Here is a 17,761-nt window from a genome sequence, read left to right as displayed (position 1 = left end):
CCCCCGTGCGACGAAGAACAGCTGTCCTCGCAGCGATCGTGCTCGCTCTCCTCGGTACCCTCGCGGCGCCCGCGCAGGCGGTCGGGCCGGCCCTGCTGCCGCTCACCGTCAGCAACAACACCGGCCGGAGCGACGCGGTCTACCTCTACGTGCTCGGCACCGACCTGAGCACCGGCAAGCTCGGGTACGTCAACGCGGCCGGGACGTTCACCGCCTGGTCGGGCGGGTCGGTGCCGCCGGTCGCCGCGCCCGACGTCTCCATCCCGGGTCCGGCGTACGGGAGCAGTGTCAGTCTGAAGATCCCCCGGGGCATCTCCGGACGGGTCTACTTCTCGCTCGCCAAGAAACTGAACTTCTACCTGGTCACCGGCGGTGCGCTGGTGCAGCCGGCGCCCTGGTCGGCGAGCGACACGAACCGGGACACGCTCTTCGACTGGAGCGAGTTCACCTACAACGACGCGGGGCTGTGGCTGAACAGCTCGCAGGTGGACATGCTCGGGCTGATCCACAAGGTCCAGGTCACCGACGGCAGCGGCGTCACCGCCACCACGGGTACGCCCGTCTCCGGCGGCCGGCAGAACATCATCGACGGGATCAAGGGGCTGTCGAACTTCGCGAGCCTGGTCTACACCCGCTCGGACGGGACCGTGCTGCGGGTGCTCGCGCCGGGCAAGGGGCTGAGCAGTTCGACGTTCTTCGAGTCGTACATCACCAGCGCGTGGAACGCGTACACCACCAAGACGCTGACCGTGGTGCCGTTCGCGGACCAGCCGAGCGTGAAGTACTACGGGAAGACCTCGGGCTCCGTGATGACCTTCACCAACACCTCGGGTACGACCGTCGCCAGCTTCACCAAGCCGACGCCGGTCGACGTCTGGGAGTGCGCGGGTAACCTCGCGGCGCCCAACGACACCGTGGTCGGGCCGATCGCGCGCACCCTCTGCGCCGCGATGAACCGGACCACGCTCGGCACCGTCGACACCCAGCCGAGCACCGACGCCTCGACGTTCTACGTGACCACGCCGACCAACCAGTACGCCCGGCTGATCCACCAGAACATGGTCGACGGTAAGGCCTACGCGTTCGCCTTCGACGACGTCGGCGGCTTCGAGTCGCTGGTGAGCAGCAGCAACCCGGCGTCCGCGGCGATCACGCTGAGCCCGGTGTAGCCCGCCGCTCGTTCCGCTCCGCCAGCATCACGCTGAGCCCGGTGTAGCCCGCCGCTCGTTCCGCTCCGCCAGCATCGCGCAGAACAGCGCACCCTGCTCGATCGCGTCGTCCAGCGCGACGTGGCTGTGCGGGAAATCGCCGAACCAGCGCTTCGGCATGCTCCGCTTGACGGTCTTGCGGAACTCGGTGCCGAGCAGCGACATCGCGTACGACTTGATGTCCAGCGCGGAGTGCGAGAACGGGCTCGTCCCGGTGAACCTGATCAGGTACCAGTACACGAACGTGAAGTCGAACCCGGCGGGATAGGCGACGAAGACCGGCTTCCCCGGAAGCCGGTCCAGCCAGTTCCGGTACGCGTGCATCGCCTCGGCGGGATTCCGCGGGTCCTCGCGGCACGCCTTCCACGCCTCGGGCTGCGTCTCCCACCAGGCCGTCGTGCGCGGATCACCGGCGGCCTCCGGCAGCGTCTCCAGGTTGGCGGCGAACGTGGAGATCAGCGAGCCGTCCGCCCGGTACGCCGCCGACCCGAAACTCAGCATCGAATGGGGCCCGGGAATCGGCCCGTCGGTCTCGACATCCGTACTGACATAGATCTCCACGGGCCGCAGTCTAGGCTTTGATGTGCCGCAGGAGTCCCTCGCGGAACGGGACCTCCGCGCGGAAGCCGAGCACCGCGGCGGTGCGGCTCACGTCCGCCCGGGTGAAGCCGACGTCGCCGGGGCGCGGTGCCTCGTACCGCACCACGGGCTCCCGGCCGATCAGCTCGCCGGCCAGGGCGATGACGTCGTTCACCGAGATCTCCCGGCCGGTGCCGACGTTGCAGACCCCGCTGCCGGCCGGCGCCCGCGTCGCCGCGACGACCGCCCGCACCACGTCGTCGACGTAGATGTAGTCACGGCGCTGGGAACCGTCGCCGTAGACGCGGATCGGCGCGCCGTCCCGCACCGCGCCGATGATGCGGGAGATCAGCATGTCGGGTCGCTGGCCGGGGCCGTACACGGTGAAGAAGCGCAGCGCGACCACGGTGAGATCGTTGTCCGGGCGGGCCGCGTAGGCCAGGGCGAGGTGCTCGGCGGCGAGCTTGGTGACCGCGTACGGCGAGACCGGGGCGGGCGGCTGATCCTCGGCCATCGCCCCGGACTCCCGGTCGCCGTAGACGCTGGACGAGGAGGCGACCACCAGGCGGGTGACGCCACGTGCGGTGCAGGCCTCCAGGAGCCGCCGGGTGACCAGGACGTTCGACTCCACGTACTCCTCGAAGCGGGCCCAGGACGGGCGCACTCCCGGCAGCCCGGCCAGGTGCACCACGGTGGAGATCCCGTCGAGCAGGGCCGCGATCTCCATCGACCGCAGGTCACCGACGACGTGCCGGACACCCTGCCGGACGTCGTGCCGGACGTCGTGCTGGACGCCTTGCTGGACGTCATGCTGGACGCCTTGCTGGAAACGGTCGCCGGCCGGGCGCAGGTCGACGCCGACGACCGGCCTTCCGTCCCGGGCGAGACGGTCGACCAGATGGCTGCCGATGAAGCCGCTCGCACCGGTCACGAGCACCGGCCCGGCCGCCCCGTCGACGCCCCCGTGATCACCCGGCATGGTTCAGCGTTCTCCGTTCCCGTCGGAAATCCGGTTCCGACCCCGTCCACGCGACGCAGATCGCCCACCACGGCGAATCTATCGGGACACCGGGACGAAACAGCCGACCAGGCTGACCAGGAACGGCGAACCGACCAGGAGGATCCCGCCGAGAACGCCGGGAACGCCCTTGTCCAGCAGGAGCAGGACGGAGAGGCGTTGACGGCCATCGGACCAGTCGGCGTCCGGCCGTCCGGTCGGCGGGATCGGGAACAGGGACTCGCGCAACGCTTCGGCTCCGGCTCGCCATCGGGCGTGAACGGGTAGATAGAGGAAGGCCAGCAGGGCCGCGAAGAACGCACCGTACAGAATCACTCCGGTGACCGGCACATCGGCGGGTGATGCCCCCGCGGCGAGATACGTGTTCCGCAGTTGACCGGTGTTGACCACGGTGAGCGAGATGATCGCCGCAAGGACTCCGACGGCGTCACCGGCAGTCCGGCGAAGCGCCAGCAACTCCCCGATCAGCACGCCGGGACTGCGGTCGGCGGGTTGATCGCCGTCGCCGGGACTCAACCGGCCGAGCCGTTCCCGCACCATCCAGAGGATGGCGAGTGACGGCCCCGCCGCGACGGTGACGACGACCGCGACGACCGCCATGCGGACGCTGAGCATGTTCCAGGTCATGGCCGGGGTCCGCTGGCTCAGCCACGGCAACGCCGCTGTGACCAGAATGCCGAGCGGAAGGGCCGTCAGGAACGGCGTGAGAGTGGCCGCCGGGTAGCGGCGCCGCAGGACGGTCAGCCGCGCCCAGCCGGCCGCGCCGGTGGTCAGCGACATCAGCACCAGCAGGACGACCAGGAGCCGCCAGATCACGTAGTTCTCCGAGGCGATGAACGCCGCGGTACGCGGACCGCCGGGCTCGACCGTGGCCAGGGCGAACGTCAGCACGCCCGCGATCGCCAAGCCGGCCAGCGCCACGGCCGGGCCGAGAGCGGACACCAGCTGCCGCATCGATCCGGCGGAATCGGTTGGGAGACCGGTTCTGCCCACCGGCGACTCCCTCGGGTACCACTCGGCCCGAGCGGTCCCGGGAGCCGACTTACGAGTCACCCTATGACGGCCCCGGAGCCACAAGCCGCCGGTCATCATCCGACACGCGCGCACTCACCCGGTCGCGTCACCGGCCGGCAGCGAAGGATTCATGCGAACGCCGATCATTCTCGGCCTTACCAGATGATGTTGAAACGGCCGTGCTCTCATCGCCGGTCCGTCGCCCGTGCCGCTGTCCGGGGACGTCTCGTTCACGCCTTCGTGTCACGGTCTGCTCGACCTGCTGCTCGCCGTCGGCGACGGCAAACAGTCCGCCGCATCGTTACGCAACTGACCATGATCCGGCTGCCATCGTACGCACCCGACCTCAACCCGACCGAAGGCGTCTGGCGGTGGATGAAACGCGGCCTGACCAACATCGCCGCCCGCGGCGTCGACCACCTCGCCGACCTGGTCAAACACCGCCTACGCGCCTGCCAGCAACAGACCGGCCTCCTCGCCGGGTTCCTCGCCAGCACCGGCATGACCCTCGACCCCGAACTACCAAGATCAGGCGGACCTCAACCTTTCAACCTCTGTATCAACCTCTGTAGTAGAACCCGAAAAAATCGCCGCGGCCCGGCAGAGAGCCAGACCACGGCGATCAGGGTCGGTCAGGAGATGATCGTGGTGACCGTGCCGGCGGCGACCGTGCGGTTGCCCTCGCGGACCGCGAAGCCCATGCCGGGCTCGAGGGCGACCTCCTTGCCGAGCGTGACCGTCACCGACTCCAGCGTGTCACCGGGCATGACCACGTCGCGGTCGCCGAAGCTCATCCCTCCCGAGACGTCGGTGGTGTGGAAGTAGAACTGCGGGCGATAGTTCGCCTCGAACGGCGTGTGGCGGCCGCCCTCGCCGGACGTCAGCGCGTACATCCGGGCCCGGAAGATCCGGGCCGGGCGGACGCTGCCGACGGCGGAGAGGACCTGGCCACGCTGGACCTGGTCGCGCTTCACGCCGCGCAGCAGGATCGCCGCGTTGTCGCCGGCGACCGCCGCGTCGAGGACCTTGCCGAAGCTCTCCAGGCCGATCGCGACGCTGGAGATCGTCGGGCCGAGACCCACCACCTCGACGGGCTCGCCGGCCCGCAGCGAACCCCGGTCGACACGGCCGGTGACGACGGTGCCCCGCCCGCTGATCGACAGAACGTTCTCGATCGGCATCAGGAACGGCTCCACCGTCGACCGCTCGGGGACCGGCACGTAGGCGTCGACCGCGTCGAGCAGCTCGACGACCGACGCCGTCCAGCGTGGGTCGCCCTCCAGGGCACGCAGGCCGCTGACCCGGATCACCGGCACCTCGTCGCCGGGGAAGCCATAAACGGACAGCAGCTCACGGACCTCCAGCTCGACCAGGTCGAGCAGCTCCGGGTCGTCGACGGTGTCGGCCTTGTTCAGCGCGACGACCAGGTACGGCACCCCGACCCGCTGGGCGAGCAGCACGTGCTCCCGCGTCTGCGGCATCGAACCGTCCTGCGCCGACACGACGAGGATCGCGCCGTCCACCTGCGCCGCGCCCGTGATCATGTTCTTCACGTAGTCGGCGTGGCCGGGCATGTCGACGTGGGCGTAGTGGCGGGTGGCGGTCTCGTACTCGACGTGCGCGATCGTGATGGTGATCCCGCGCAGCGCCTCCTCGGGCGCCCTGTCGATCCCCTCGAACGCGACGTACCGGTTGGCGGCCGGGTCGCGGTCGGCGAGAACCTTGGTGATCGCGGCGGTCAGGGTCGTCTTCCCGTGGTCGACGTGCCCCATCGTGCCGATGTTGACGTGCGGCTTGGTGCGCATGAACTGGCTCTTGGCCATGATTTCCTCACTGGAGGCAAGGTCGAGAAGATTTCCTCGGTACGCGACACGAGAACGGTCGCGCCAGAACCCACGCAGGATGCAGCCACCCTTCCCCGGGGTTCCGCTGCCGGTGGGGAAGGGTCAGAGTCGCGTATCGGCGCCGATAAACACGCACACGGGAGCCACCGCGAGGGGTAGCTGCAGACCGGGCGTGAACATGCACAGCACGGTAGCCCCCGACGCCGACTGTCGCGATCGAATTTCCCGTCGCAACCGCGCACGCCCATAGGGCAGCCCGAATGTCACTCAAAGTAGCGAATGTCCACTAAGGCGCATGTCGAGGTGAGCGCCGGATCGCCTAGATGCCATCAAAGCCGCAACAGCGCCTTGATCAGCCAATTCGCACTCTCATCAACGCGGAGGCGACGGCAAAAGTGTCGTACGGCCGCGCCAGAATTCATCGTCATCCTTCACTTATTGATCACGGAGAGTGGATCAATGCCGCACGTCTCCGGGCACTACCGCAACGGCCGGTGGGTCCGACCGCACTACCGACGAAGCACCCCCAGGGCCGTCCGCGACACGGGAAGCGTTCGCGTCCGCGCCCACCGCCGCGAGGACGGTACGTATGTCCGGTCCCACTACCGGAACGTCGACCGAACGCCCACCTCGGCGCCCTCCGGATCGGGCGAGGGCTTTCCCGGGGCCCTGCTGGGGTTCCTGATCCTCATCGTGGTCATCGGCCTCATCAGCAGTCAGGTGTAAAGGAGTCGCACCGTGCCCTTCGTCAAGTCGCACACCCGTCGGGGGAAGCCCGTCCGGGCCTACTACCGGCTCAACTCGATCTGGAACTTCTGGTTCGGCTTCCTACTCATGCTGCTGATGTTCGCCTTCGCCAGAGGGGGACGTTGATCGGGATCTGCACGTCCGCGCCGAGGGGCGCGATCAATGGTCCTGGTGCGTTGTGTGGCCGACCTGGACTCCGGCCGTGGAGATCTATGTCAACACCGATGTCGAGACCGATGGGCCCATACCCGGGCCGCATCCGCTGCTGAGCTTCGGGTCGGCGGCCTACACCGCCGAGGGGAAGCTGATCGGGACGTTCAGCGCGAACCTGGTCGAGCTCGAAGGGGCGGTCGGGCACCCGAAGACGATGGAGTGATGGGGCACGCAACCGGAGGCGTGGAAAGCCTGCCGGGAGGATCAGCGGGAGCCGGCCGAGTTCCGCAAGACGGTCAAGCGGAGCATGCCGAAGCGCTGGTTCGGGGACTTCCCGCACAGCCACATCGCCCTGGATGACGCGATCGAGCAGGGCGCGCTGTTCTGCGCAATGCTGGCGGAAAGGACGGAAAGGAAAGAGGGAGGAGGCGGGGCTAAACGGGACTCTGTTCCGCCAGCGCTTCGGCGACCTGCCCGCCGCGTTCGAGGGCCAGGCCGCGGTCACCGTCAAGGACGGCGAGGTCCTGCGCGTGACCTCCTCGCTCTCCCCGGAGATCGGCACGCCCGCACCGGCCACGATCGGCACCGACGACGCGCTGGCCACCGCGCTCGCCGACGCAGGCATCACGCCGGATCACGTCCGGGAGAAGCGGGTCGGTGCTGGTCCGGGTCGACCTGGTGGACCGGGACGCGGAGAACCCGAAGTGGTCGGTCTTCCCGGGCACGGTTGCATCGAGCATGCCGGCCTCCCCTCCCATCAGAGCAGTTCGCGCATGCGGGCGGCCGCCGCCCTCGCACGCCTCTCGATCACTTCAGGCATCTCGCGCCGACCGGAGACGACCCCGGCCCAGCTCGACTCGCTCGGAAGCTCGTTCGCCATACCTTCATGCTGCCATTTCCGCCAGAGGGCTGGTCACACAGAATGGGTGTCCTGACCTAGACGAACATTGATCATGTCGCCCGTGCGGGAGACTCCTTGCGGCGCAGGATGCGCAGGCGGCGGGCCTCGGCCGGGTCGGTGACCGGGACCGCGGCCAGCAGCTCCTTCGTATAGGGGTGCGTCGGGGTGTCGTAGACCTGGGCGGTGGGGCCCAACTCGACCACGCGGCCGTCCTTCATGACGGCGATGCGGTCGGCGATCTGGCGGAGGACGGCCAGGTCGTGGGAGACGAAGATCAGGGCGAAGCCGAGCTCCTCGCGGAGGTCCTCGATCAAGGTCAGGACCTGGGCCTGCGTGGTGACGTCCAGGGAGGAGACCGGCTCGTCGCAGACGATCAGGCGCGGGGACGGGGCCAGCGCGCGGGCGATGCCGACCCGCTGGCGCATGCCGCCGGAGAGCTGGTGGGGGTAGCGATCGTATGCGGACGCGGCCAGGCCGACGCGGGAGAGCAGGGCGGTCACCCGGGGACGGGGGTCGCGGATGCCCTGGAGGCGGAGGGGGTCGGCGATGCTCTCGCCGACCGTGCGGCGCGGGTTCAGCGAGGAGAGCGGGTCCTGGAAGACCATCTGGATCGACGAGTGGGTGCGGCGGCGGGCGATGTCGGTGCCGTCGAAGGTGATCCGGCCCGCCGTGAGCGGGACCAGGCCGACCATCATCCGGGCCAGGGTGGTCTTGCCGGTTCCGGACTCGCCGACGATGCCGAGCGTCTCGCCCGCGGCCACCTCGAGGGTGACGCCGTCGACCGCGACCACCGGTGAGGGCTTGCGCAGAGCGCCACGCCTGGGCTGCGGGAACTCCTTGCGTACGCCGTCCAGCCGCAGCAGGGGACGGCGCTCGCCGAGGTCGCGGGGCGGGCGGGGGCGCGGCACCGCGTCGAGCAGGGCTTTCGTGTAGTCGGACCGCGGGTGGACCAAGACCTCGGCGGTCGGGCCGGATTCGACGGCGCGGCCGTGGCGCATCACCGCCACCGCGTCGGTGGAGCCGGCGACCACACCCAGGTCGTGACTGATCAGCAGGAGGGCGGCGCCGGTGGACTCGCGTACCTCGTCGAGCAGGTCGAGGATCTGGGCCTGAACGGTCACGTCGAGCGCGGTGGTCGGCTCGTCGGCGACGATCAGGCGGGGGCGGCAGGCGATCGCCATCGCGATCAGCGCGCGCTGCCGCATCCCGCCGGAGAACTGGTGCGGGTAGGCGGCGGCCCGGCGCGCCGGATCGGGGATGTGCACCTGGCCGAGCACCTCGACGGCCCGTTCCCGGGCGGCGCGGCGGGAGGCCCCGGTGTGCAGCCGGTACACCTCGGCGATCTGCGCACCGATGGTCTGGAACGGGTTCAGCGCGGTCAGCGGCTCCTGGAACACCATGGCGATCTGCGCACCCCGGATGCCCCGCCAGTCCGGATCCCGCAGCAGGTCGGTCCCGTCGAAGTCGATCCTGCCAGAGGAGAGGGAGGCCGACTGCAGGCCGAGCAGGGCGAGGGCCGTCGCGCTCTTGCCGGAGCCGGACTCACCCACGATCCCCAGCGAACCACCGGCCTCCAGGGAGAACGAGAGGCCGTCGACCGCGTGGACGTCGCCGAAGTGGATATGCAGGTCCTCGACCTGGAGAAGTGTCATCGGATCTGCACCCGGGGGTCGGCGGCGGCGTAGAGCAGGTCGGCCGCCGCGTTGGCGACCACGATGATCAGACCGGTCAGCAGCATCACGCCGACCACCACCGGCAGGTCGATCTGGCGGACCGCGCCGACCAGCAGCTGGCCCACGCCGGGCAGGCCGAACATGGTCTCGGTGAGCACCGCGCTGGTCATGATGCCCGCCACGTCGATGGCGGTGACCGTGATCAGCGGGAGCATCGCGCCGCGTAGCGCACGGCGCCAGAGGATGCGCCGCTCCGGGACGCCGTACGCCCGGGCGGTCCGGATGTGGTCCTCGGCGAGCGTCTCCTGGATGCCGGCGCGGGTGAGGCGCGCGTAGACGGCGGCCTGGATGGCGGCGAGCGAGGTCCAGGGCAGCAGCAGGTTCTGGGCCCAGAGCAGCGGGTCCGTGGTGAACGGGACGTACTGCGGGAACGGCAGCCACTGCAGGTGCACGCAGAAGAGCAGGAGCAGCAGCAGGCCGACCAGGAAGACCGGGGTGGCGTACCCGGCGAGGATCAGCCCGTTGACGAGCCGGTCGACGAGGCGGAAGCGCTTCAGGCCGGCGAGCATCCCGGCGCCGATCCCGATGACCAGCGAGAGGACCTCGGCGCCGAGCGCGAGCGAGAACGAGACCGGGAAGCGGTCCAGCAGCAGTGCGGTGACCGGCTGGTCGGTCTCGAACGAGTACCCGAGGCAGGGCGCCGGGCAGTGCCGCACGTCCGCTCCGGCCGGATAGTCCCGGCCCGCGACCAGCCCCTCCAGGAAGTGCGCGTACTGGGCCGGTACCGGGTCGTCGACGCCCATCGCGACGCGTACGTCCGCAAGCCTTTCCGGGGTGCAGCCCTTGCCGCAGGTGAGCAGGGCCGGGTCGGACGGGGCCAGGTAGAAGAGCCCGTAGATCAGCGCGGAGAGGACGAGCATCACGACGGCGGCGCCGAGGACCCGCCGGATCAGGTAGCCGGTCACCGCGGCGCCTGCCGGGGGTCGAGGTGACGGCGCAGACCGTCGGCGACCAGCACGAACGAGAGCAGCGTGGTGAAGAGCAGCGCGCCGGGGAGGAAGACGTAGAGCGGGTCGGCGCGGAACCAGGTGGTCGCCGAGGAGAGCATCTGGCCCCAGGACGGCGTCGGCGGGCGGACACCGATGCCGAGGAAGGAGAGCGCGGCCTCGACGATCATGTTGTAGGGGACGAGGAGGGCGGCGTACGTGAGGATCGGGGTGGTGAGGCCGGGCAGGATCTCCCGGCGTGCCACCCGCCACCGGCGGGCCCCGGAGAGCCGCGCGGCGGCGACGTAGTCGCGGGTCCGGAGGGTGAGCGTCTCGCCGCGGGTGATCCGCGCGGTGCCGCCCCAGCCGAGCAGGGCGATCACCGTGGCCAGCAGCAGCGGGCGCGGCCAGTCCTGCGGCACGATGGCGAGCAGCGAGACGGCCAGGACCAGGATCGGTACGGAGAGGACCAGGTCGATGACCCGGCTCAGACCGGCGTCCAGCCAGCGCCCGCCGAGCCCGGCGGCGACCCCGGCGGTGAGGCCGAACAGCACCTCCAGGACGGTGGCGGCGAGCGCGACGCCGACCGAGATCTGCGCGCCGTAGACGAGGCGCGCGAAGAGGTCCCGCCCGGTGCCCGGTTCGACGCCGAGCCAGTGCTCGCCGCTGAACCCGGCGATCGGCACCCCGCCGCGCGCCGAGTCGAGCAGGTCGTCGTGGTACGTGGTGTAGTCCTGCCCGGCGAGGGCGGCCAGCAGCGGCGCGGTGATCGCGACCAGGACCATCAGGCCCGCGATCACCGCACCCACCAGGAAGCCACGGTCCCTGAGGAGACTCACGTGACCGAGATCCGGGCCAGGTCGTAGGTGCCGCGCCAGCCGTCCGGTACGGCGTTCTTGACGTTCTTGCCGAAGAGGTAGACGTCCTTCTCGTAGGTGAGCGGGATGACCAGCGCCGACTTGCCGATCCTGGCGTCCAGGGCGCCCCAGCGCGCGGCCGCCTCGGTGGGGTCGGTGAGCGCGTTGATCGCGTCGATCTCGGCGTTGACGGCGGCGTCGTCGTACTGGGCGAGGTTGAAGTTGCCGCCGGCGGTGATGATCTGGCGGCCGTCGAAGATCGGGATCAGGAACGGGCCGCCGGAGGGCCAGTCGGCACCCCAGGTCTGCAGCGAGAGGCCGGGCTGGGTGGACGGCTTGCCGATGACGTCACGGTACGTGGCGCTGTCGATGGCGATCAGGTCGACGGTGATCCCGGCCTGCTTGAACGCCTCCTGCAGCGCGGCCGCGGTCTTCGGGCCGATGCCGTTGCTGTCGTCGTTCTCGTGGGCGAGCTCGATGGTCAGGCCGGTGACCCCGGCCTCGGCGAGCACCCGCTTCGCCGTCGCCGGGTCGCCGCCGTCGCCGGCCGGGAAGTAGTCGTACGGCTGGTAGCCGAGGGCCTTCTGCGGGGGCAGGAACGTGGTGGAGGCGCCGGCCACCGCGGAGCCGCCGAGGGCGTTCACCACCGAGGTGCGGTTGACCGCGTACGACAGGGCCTCGCGCACCTTCTGGTTGTCGAACGGCGCCTTCTTCGTGTTGAAGGCGAGGTACAGGGTCGATGGGAACACCCCGCGGGCGACCCGATCGTCGAGTTCACCGCCGGTGCCGAGCTGGGCCAGCTGCTCCGGGCCGACGACCGCGTCGGTGGTGACCGCGTTGGCGTCCTGGCCCGCCCCGGCGACGATCCGCTGGTTGATCACGGCGGCGTCCAGGCCGGAGGTGACCTCGATCCGGTCCGGGCACGCGTACCGGAGCTCGTCGATCTTCGTCGACCAGTGCGTGTTGCGGACCAGGACCAGGGACTTCTTCGGCTCGTACGACTCGACCTGGTACGGGCCGGAGGAGATGGGGTGCTTCTCGTACTCGATGCCGGTGTCCTTCGCCGCGGGTACCGGGGCGAACTGGGTGGCGGTCGCGAGATACGGGAAGTCGCCCTCGGGCTTGCGCAGCTTGAAGACGATCGTCGTGTCGTCCGGCGTCTCGATCGCCGCGATGCCGTCGGGCTGCTGGTAGGGGCCCTGGTAGTCCGCCGCGCCGACCAGCCAGTCCCGCAGGTACGGCGCACCACCGGGCAGGTCCGGCGCGAACGAGCGCTCGATGCCGTACTTCACGTCGGCCGCGGTGATCGGCGTGCCGTCCTCGAAGTAGATGTCGTCGCGCAGGTGGTACGTCCAGGTCTTCGCCCCGTCCGAGGGCGTGCCCAGGTCGGTGGCGAGGTCCGGGGCGGGTTTGGTACCCGCGTCGCCCTCGAGCCGGTTGCGCGTGGTCAGCGTCCGGAACAGCAGCGACGGGATGTTGCCGCCGCCCGAGGTGTAGAGCCGGGCCGGGTCGAGGTGGGTGATGCCGCTCTGGTTGAGAACGGTCAGCGTGCCGCCCTGGCAGGTCGCCGGGTCGAACGCCGCGGAGGAGGTGGACGAGCCACCCCCGCCGCCCTGGCATCCGGCCAACAGCACGGTCGCAACGACAACGATGGGAACCGATCTCCGCATGTGCGGAACCTATCGGATCAATAGGCTTAGTGCACTATCCGCCGATGAATCGATACAGTTCGTTAAAAACAAGCCGCTGAGCCGCCACTGTTCGCGTAGGTCCGCACATAATCGACGACGGCCGTGGCCCCGGTGGCGTTCATCGAGACCAGACCGATCCGGTACGTCCCATCTTTCCGATAAGTCTCATCTTTCCGGTAAGTCTCATCGTGTGGAAGCGTCCAGACGCCGCCCCACGTCCAGTGCACGCCGTCCACGCTGGTCGCCGCGCGCACCTCGTCCTCACCGTTCGCCTCGTCGAGGTGGTACCGCAGCCGCAGCCACGTGGTCGCCGCCGCCGGACCACCGAACATCGGCGCGTTCGCCACCGCGATCGGCGGATCGTAGGTGGGCCGCTCCCCCTCCTTGCCGAATTCGGTCTGGTGGGTGACCAGGCTCGTCCCGCTCAGCGGCAGCACCGCGTGCGCCAGCTTGAACCACCGGTCGTCGTCCCGGTACAGCAGCAACCCCGCCTGCTGGTTGCCCCTCGTGCCGTCGAAGGTCAGCTTCGACTCGACCGTGAAGTCGCCCGGCGGCGCGTCGCGGACCAGCACCGAGGCGGTGTTCGTGGTGGTGTACAGCTCCGCGGCCTGGGTCGGCCAGACCAGCGAGCCGTCGCTCAGCGTCGTGTCGTTCCTCGGGCGGATCCAGCTCCACGCCGGGTCCGCGCCGGTGAACTCGTCGGAGTAGGCGGGCAGCAGCTCCCCCGGCGACGGGTCGGCGACACGCCGGGTGACCGGGGTGGAGAGCGGCGCCGCGCTGATCGTGTCCGCGGCCGCGCCCGCCGCCGAGGCCGCGGCGCCGATCCGGCCGGTGGTCGGTACGCTCGCCGGCAGGGTCACCGCGAGGGTGGCGACGGCGTCGTGGAGGCGGTCGGCGGAGACCTCCACGGTCAGGTTCCGGCCTCGCCGCCCGGCGGCCACGACATGCCACACCCCGTGGTCGAAATCGGCCGGGAGACGCACGGTTTGATCGGAGCGACGTCCGCGTACGGTGACCGCCACGTCGAGTGCGTTCGTGGCCCGGTCGAGCCAGGCGACGACGTTGTTCCGGGCGTCGGTCCAGTTCACCACCAGTCCGGCCCCGTCGCGCAGCGCGGCCTCCACCCGTACCGGAGAGGCGACGGCCTGATCCGAGACGGAGACGGAGGCGGACGGCGCACGCAGGAACCCACCGGAGTCGGGATCCGTGGCCGTGGGCCACGACGACGACCAGCCCGCCGGCGAGTCGAAGGTGCTGCCGACCGTCGGCGTGGTGACCGGAGCGGTCTGGGCGGTGTCGGACGGGCCCGCGCCGGCCCGGACCACCGGCCAGCCGTCGATCCAGTCCAGGCGGTCGATCATCAGCGGGCGCTTCGTGAGGTTCAGGGTCGCGCCGTTCGCCCCGGTGACCTTCGGGAAGTCCGGATCGCCGGACGGGATCGCGTGGTAGACCAGCCAGTCCTGCCCGGCCAGGTCGGTGGCGATCGCGTTGTGCCCGGGCCCGATCCAGCGGTTGCCGTTCGCGGTCAGCACGATGCCGTCCTTGCTGGTGGTCGCCATCAGGTCGAGGCCGCTCGGGGTCAGGAACGGGCCGCGCGGGCTGGTCGACCGGCCGACCTTGACGGTGTAGCCGCTGAACGCCCCGTCGCAGCACCCCGCGTCCGAGAAGAACAGGTAGTAGAACCCGTCGCGGTGTACCACGAACGAGCCCTCGGCCCGCCTCCCACGCCCGACCTGGGTGACCTCGCCGACCCGCTGCCGGCCGTCGGCGCTGAGCTGCTGCACGCAGAGCGTGTCGTAGCTGCCCCAGTAGAGGTAGTTCGTCCCGTCGGTGTCGGTGAAGAGCGCCTGGTCGATGGTGCCGGACGGGCAGCCACTGTCGGCGGGCGTCATGATCAGCCCGTGGTCGGTCCAGGGACCGAGCGGGGTGACGCCGGTGAGCAGCGCGATCCCGCCGTTGGAGAGCGCGTACGTGAGGAGGTATGCGCCGCCGAGGTAGCGGATGTCCGGCGCCCAGGCGCGGGTGCTCGCCGCCCAGTAGGACGGTGTGGCGCCGATCTCGATCACGTCGCCGCGGTAGGTCCAGTGGACCAGGTCCGGCGAGGAGAGGATCGGCAGGATGTGCTCGCCGGTCTCGCCCGCGCTGTTGAAGATCGGGTTGGTGGTGCCGTAGGCGTACCAGGTCCCGTCGTTGCCCCGGATGACCGCGGGGTCCGGGAAGGTGTCGACGGTGCCCGCGCTGACCGGATTCGTATAGGTGGCGGTGGCTCGTGCCTCGGCCGGGGCCGCGAACCCGGCGAGAAGCAGCGTCGCCACCGCCGTCCACGTGCGGAGCTTCATGCCGGGGACGCTAGGTCTGCCCCATTCCTCAGGCAACGGCCCGACGTATTGACAGGTGTTAAACCTGATCGGGAGCGGTCACCGGCTCGGAGACGTCCCAGTGCTCGACGATCAGGTCGCCCTCGAAGCGCCAGACGTCGACGACGGCCTCGCCGAGACCGCCCTCCTGCGGGATCAGCTGGTAGTGGATCACCACGAACTCGTCGTCGGCGATGGTGCGCTTCAGGTCCAGGGTCGAGGTGGCGATCGGGCCGTTGATGGTGGCCTCGATCCACCCGTCCTTGTCGCGCGGGGTCTCGGGGTCGTGGTTGACGAAGTCGTCGCGGATGACCTCGCGCAGCACGTCGAAGTCGCCGGCAGCGAACCGGCCGAAGGCCTCCAGGAAGATGTCCTTGATGCTCATGTCCGCACCATGGCATCGCCGGGTGACCCGCGTCGATTACCCCCGCGGTAAGCATGCCCGCATAGCAGCAGAACGAGCCGATCGTCCCGTGATCGGGCTTTTTCTGCCCGGACGGCCGGGCGCACGGTGCGCCTATCGGCCAATTGTCCGCCCGCACGGGCCTCCGGGGAGCGGTTCGCTCGCCGATCCGGCCCGATGCCCACCTGCGGAAACGTACGTTGGCCGCGATCGAGCGTGTCACAACACAAGCAGGAGGACATCGATGCTGAGCGCTTTCACCGCGGGGGCCCTGTTCGTCTCGTCGCTGGGTTCGTCGCTGACCGGGGCGCCCGCGACCGGGTGGCGGGCCACCCCTCCGCCGCGGCAGGAGATGACGATCAAGGTGGTCACCGCGAACGGCAGCGGCTGTCCCGGCAAGAGCGCGATCATCGACGTCGCCCCGGACAACAGGGCGTTCACCGTCTCCTACAGCGAGTTCACCGCGCAGGTCGGGCCGCAGGCCAAGCCCACCGACTACCGGAAGAACTGCCAGCTCATGCTGAACGTCCTGGTCCCCTCCGGTTTCACGTACGCCATCGCGGGCGCCGACTACCGCGGCTTCGGCCACCTGGAGGAGGGCGCGTACGGCTCGCAGACCGCGTTCTACTACTTCCAGGGCTGGCCGCAGACGGGTAAGAGCCGGACCGACTTCAACGGCTGGTTCGACGACGACTGGCAGCACTCCGACAAGATCGAGATCGGGGCGCTCAACTACCTGCCGTGCGGCTCGCTGCGGAACCTGAACGTCAACACCGAGCTGCGCGTCAACGCCGGAACCTCGGACCGCAAGTCCACCAGCTTCCTCACCATGGACTCCTCCGACGGCAGCCTGGAGACCACCTACCACGTCGCCTGGCAGAAGTGCTGAGGTAGCGCTTGCTGAGCGGTTCTGGCTGGTGCTCAGGGGTGTCTCGCGGTCCTTGAGACACCCCTGAGCACCAGCCAGAACCGTGACAGGCCCGCTCGGCTCCCCCGCCGGCGGGCTTTTCTCATGTACGGGTCCGACACGCCGACGTTAGGCGTCGACCGCACCCCCGAGCGGTGGCGGCCGCTCGGGTTTGACGGCAACCGACGGGCACCGGAACGGGCACCGTCGTAGCTCCTGCGCTCCTGGAATCTCTTTCACATGCCCGGCGGGCAACACCGCCGGACAGAGCGAAGGAGAACTTCTTGAAGCGTTCGACGCTGCGTAAGACCGTACTGACGCTGGCCGCTCTCGTCGCCGGCGGTGCCGGTGCCCTGGCGACCGCGCCCGTCACGGCCCAGGCCGCGCCGCAGGCTGCTGAGAAGTGCGTGACCGGCGCCAAGCTGGTCCCGACCTGCGGGGTGCTGTGGGGCACCGCCGCCGGCGGGTTCACCGGCAAGCCGCGGGACATGGAGCACAAGAACTGGGAGAAGATCTCCGGCCGCACCGCGAGCATCATGCACACGTACCACAAGGGCGACGAGAAGTTCCCGACCGACGCCGAGATCGCGATGACCCAGGACCCGGCCCACCCCCGGGTGCTGATGATGAACTGGCGTGTCGAGCTCGGCAGCAGCTGGGCCGACGTCGCCGCCGGCAAGCTCGACGCCCGGATCGACGCGTTCGCCGCGCGGGTCAAGGCCAAGTACGCCACCAAGCAGTTCTTCCTCGTGATCAACCACGAGCCGGAGGACGACGTCCGCACCGACGCGAAGCTGGGCATGACCGCGAAGGACTTCGCCGCGTCGTACCGGCACGTCTGGAAGCGCCTGCGTGCCGACGGCGTCACCAACGCGGTCAGCGTGCTCGCGTACATGGGCAACGAGAAGTGGATGGCCAAGTCGTGGTGGGGCGACCTCTACCCCGGTGACGCGGTCGTCGACTGGATCGGCACCGACTCGTACGTGAGCGCGATCAAGCCGACCAAGGCCGCCCCGCGCCCGTACCACTACGGCATGTTCGCCGACCTGCTGGACCGCAAGGCCCCGGGCGGCATGGGCTGGTACGACTGGGCCACCACCGCGCACCCGTCGAAGCCGATCATGGTCGCCGAGTGGGGCGCCTACCACAAGATCGGTCACCCGGTCGACAAGTCGGCGCAGTTCAACAGCGTGCTGCCCGAGCTGGCGAAGCGCCCGGCGATCAAGGCGATCGTGTACTTCGACACCAAGGCCGACGCGTTCGGCGACCGTGACATCAGCATCGACAGCATGCCGTCGAGCCTGGCCTCCTTCAAGAAGCTGGCCGCCAACCCGCTGTTCAAGGTCACCGTCAAGTGACTCCGCGAGCCGCCCGGCCCTGTGCCGGGCGGCTCGTTCCTTTTCGTGGGAACTCTTCCCGGGGC

General features: G+C 69.8%; 17 protein-coding genes and 1 pseudogene. 6 read left to right on the top strand and 12 right to left on the bottom strand.

What is annotated here, in order from left to right; translation table 11 throughout:
- Positions 1 to 5: 5 nt before the first annotated feature.
- On the top strand, positions 6 to 1,169 hold the full coding sequence (locus AB0M08_RS23175) for a beta-1,3-glucanase family protein (protein WP_364496729.1): 1,164 nt from the start codon (positions 6 to 8) through the stop codon (positions 1,167 to 1,169).
- 27 nt (positions 1,170 to 1,196) lie between these two features.
- Here the strand turns inward: AB0M08_RS23175 and AB0M08_RS23170 are convergent, their stop codons facing one another.
- From AB0M08_RS23170 to AB0M08_RS23160, 3 genes are all read right to left on the bottom strand, one after another.
- The gene (locus AB0M08_RS23170; RefSeq protein WP_364496726.1) at positions 1,197 to 1,769 is read right to left on the bottom strand and encodes an exonuclease; all 573 of its coding nucleotides are present in this window, start codon (positions 1,767 to 1,769) and stop codon (positions 1,197 to 1,199) included.
- A gap of 10 nt (positions 1,770 to 1,779) precedes the next feature.
- Positions 1,780 to 2,766 (bottom strand): NAD-dependent epimerase/dehydratase family protein, encoded by a 987-nt coding sequence (locus AB0M08_RS23165; RefSeq protein WP_364496723.1) that lies wholly within the window; start codon positions 2,764 to 2,766, stop codon positions 1,780 to 1,782.
- A gap of 78 nt (positions 2,767 to 2,844) precedes the next feature.
- Positions 2,845 to 3,759 (bottom strand): hypothetical protein, encoded by a 915-nt coding sequence (locus AB0M08_RS23160; RefSeq protein ID WP_364496721.1) that lies wholly within the window; start codon positions 3,757 to 3,759, stop codon positions 2,845 to 2,847.
- A gap of 102 nt (positions 3,760 to 3,861) precedes the next feature.
- On the opposite strand from AB0M08_RS23160, the pseudogene AB0M08_RS23155 reads away from it, so the two are divergent.
- Positions 3,862 to 4,203, top strand: a pseudogene (locus AB0M08_RS23155) (transposase); the annotation flags it as partial.
- A 248-nt stretch (positions 4,204 to 4,451) separates the two neighbouring features.
- On the opposite strand, the gene tuf reads toward AB0M08_RS23155, so the two are convergent.
- Positions 4,452 to 5,642 carry an elongation factor Tu gene (gene tuf / locus AB0M08_RS23150; protein ID WP_364496718.1) on the bottom strand — a complete coding sequence of 397 codons (1,191 nt, stop codon included), beginning with the start codon at positions 5,640 to 5,642 and terminating at the stop codon, positions 4,452 to 4,454.
- Between the two features lie 759 nt (positions 5,643 to 6,401).
- Here tuf and AB0M08_RS23145 point away from each other — a divergent pair.
- Both AB0M08_RS23145 and AB0M08_RS23140 read left to right on the top strand, forming a co-directional pair.
- On the top strand, positions 6,402 to 6,536 hold the full coding sequence (locus tag AB0M08_RS23145; RefSeq protein WP_364496715.1) for a hypothetical protein: 135 nt from the start codon (positions 6,402 to 6,404) through the stop codon (positions 6,534 to 6,536).
- A 76-nt stretch (positions 6,537 to 6,612) separates the two neighbouring features.
- A complete protein-coding gene (locus AB0M08_RS23140) occupies positions 6,613 to 6,786 on the top strand; it encodes a hypothetical protein (RefSeq protein WP_364496712.1) in 174 nt (57 codons plus the stop codon).
- A 211-nt stretch (positions 6,787 to 6,997) separates the two neighbouring features.
- On the opposite strand, the gene AB0M08_RS23135 is transcribed toward AB0M08_RS23140, so the two are convergent.
- The 8 genes from AB0M08_RS23135 to AB0M08_RS23100 all read right to left on the bottom strand — a co-directional run bounded on the left by AB0M08_RS23135 (position 6,998) and on the right by AB0M08_RS23100 (position 15,413).
- Entirely contained in the window at positions 6,998 to 7,303 is a 306-nt protein-coding gene (locus AB0M08_RS23135) for a hypothetical protein (protein ID WP_364496709.1), read from the bottom strand.
- 17 nt (positions 7,304 to 7,320) lie between these two features.
- Positions 7,321 to 7,443 (bottom strand): hypothetical protein, encoded by a 123-nt coding sequence (locus tag AB0M08_RS23130; RefSeq protein ID WP_364496707.1) that lies wholly within the window; start codon positions 7,441 to 7,443, stop codon positions 7,321 to 7,323.
- Between the two features lie 71 nt (positions 7,444 to 7,514).
- Positions 7,515 to 9,116 (bottom strand): ABC transporter ATP-binding protein, encoded by a 1,602-nt coding sequence (locus tag AB0M08_RS23125; protein ID WP_364496704.1) that lies wholly within the window; start codon positions 9,114 to 9,116, stop codon positions 7,515 to 7,517.
- The gene (locus AB0M08_RS23120) at positions 9,113 to 10,102 is read right to left on the bottom strand and encodes an ABC transporter permease (RefSeq protein WP_364496701.1); all 990 of its coding nucleotides are present in this window, start codon (positions 10,100 to 10,102) and stop codon (positions 9,113 to 9,115) included. The genes AB0M08_RS23125 and AB0M08_RS23120 overlap by 4 nt, the downstream gene beginning before the upstream one ends.
- On the bottom strand, positions 10,099 to 10,962 hold the full coding sequence (locus tag AB0M08_RS23115) for an ABC transporter permease (protein ID WP_364496698.1): 864 nt from the start codon (positions 10,960 to 10,962) through the stop codon (positions 10,099 to 10,101). The genes AB0M08_RS23120 and AB0M08_RS23115 overlap by 4 nt, the downstream gene beginning before the upstream one ends.
- Entirely contained in the window at positions 10,959 to 12,614 is a 1,656-nt protein-coding gene (locus AB0M08_RS23110) for an ABC transporter substrate-binding protein (RefSeq protein ID WP_364496695.1), read from the bottom strand. Before AB0M08_RS23110 ends, AB0M08_RS23115 begins: the two co-directional genes overlap by 4 nt.
- Before the next feature lie 98 nt (positions 12,615 to 12,712).
- Positions 12,713 to 15,010 (bottom strand): family 43 glycosylhydrolase, encoded by a 2,298-nt coding sequence (locus AB0M08_RS23105; RefSeq protein WP_364496693.1) that lies wholly within the window; start codon positions 15,008 to 15,010, stop codon positions 12,713 to 12,715.
- Positions 15,011 to 15,068: 58 nt separating this feature from the next.
- Complete coding sequence (locus AB0M08_RS23100; RefSeq protein ID WP_364496691.1) at positions 15,069 to 15,413, bottom strand: nuclear transport factor 2 family protein; 345 nt, start codon at positions 15,411 to 15,413, stop codon at positions 15,069 to 15,071.
- A gap of 262 nt (positions 15,414 to 15,675) precedes the next feature.
- Here AB0M08_RS23100 and AB0M08_RS23095 point away from each other — a divergent pair, with 262 nt between their 5' ends.
- Positions 15,676 to 16,320: a DUF4360 domain-containing protein gene (locus AB0M08_RS23095; protein WP_364496688.1), complete on the top strand. Its 645-nt coding sequence runs from the start codon at positions 15,676 to 15,678 to the stop codon at positions 16,318 to 16,320.
- A gap of 302 nt (positions 16,321 to 16,622) precedes the next feature.
- The gene (locus tag AB0M08_RS23090; RefSeq protein ID WP_364496686.1) at positions 16,623 to 17,696 is read left to right on the top strand and encodes an endoglucanase; all 1,074 of its coding nucleotides are present in this window, start codon (positions 16,623 to 16,625) and stop codon (positions 17,694 to 17,696) included.
- Positions 17,697 to 17,761 lie beyond the last annotated feature (65 nt).

The sequence above is a fragment of the Actinoplanes sp. NPDC051851 genome (assembly GCF_040681165.1).
GTDB lineage: Bacteria > Actinomycetota > Actinomycetes > Mycobacteriales > Micromonosporaceae > Actinoplanes.
The sequence above is the reverse complement of the archived record's forward strand: the minus strand, read 5'-3'. Positions and strand labels throughout refer to the sequence as shown.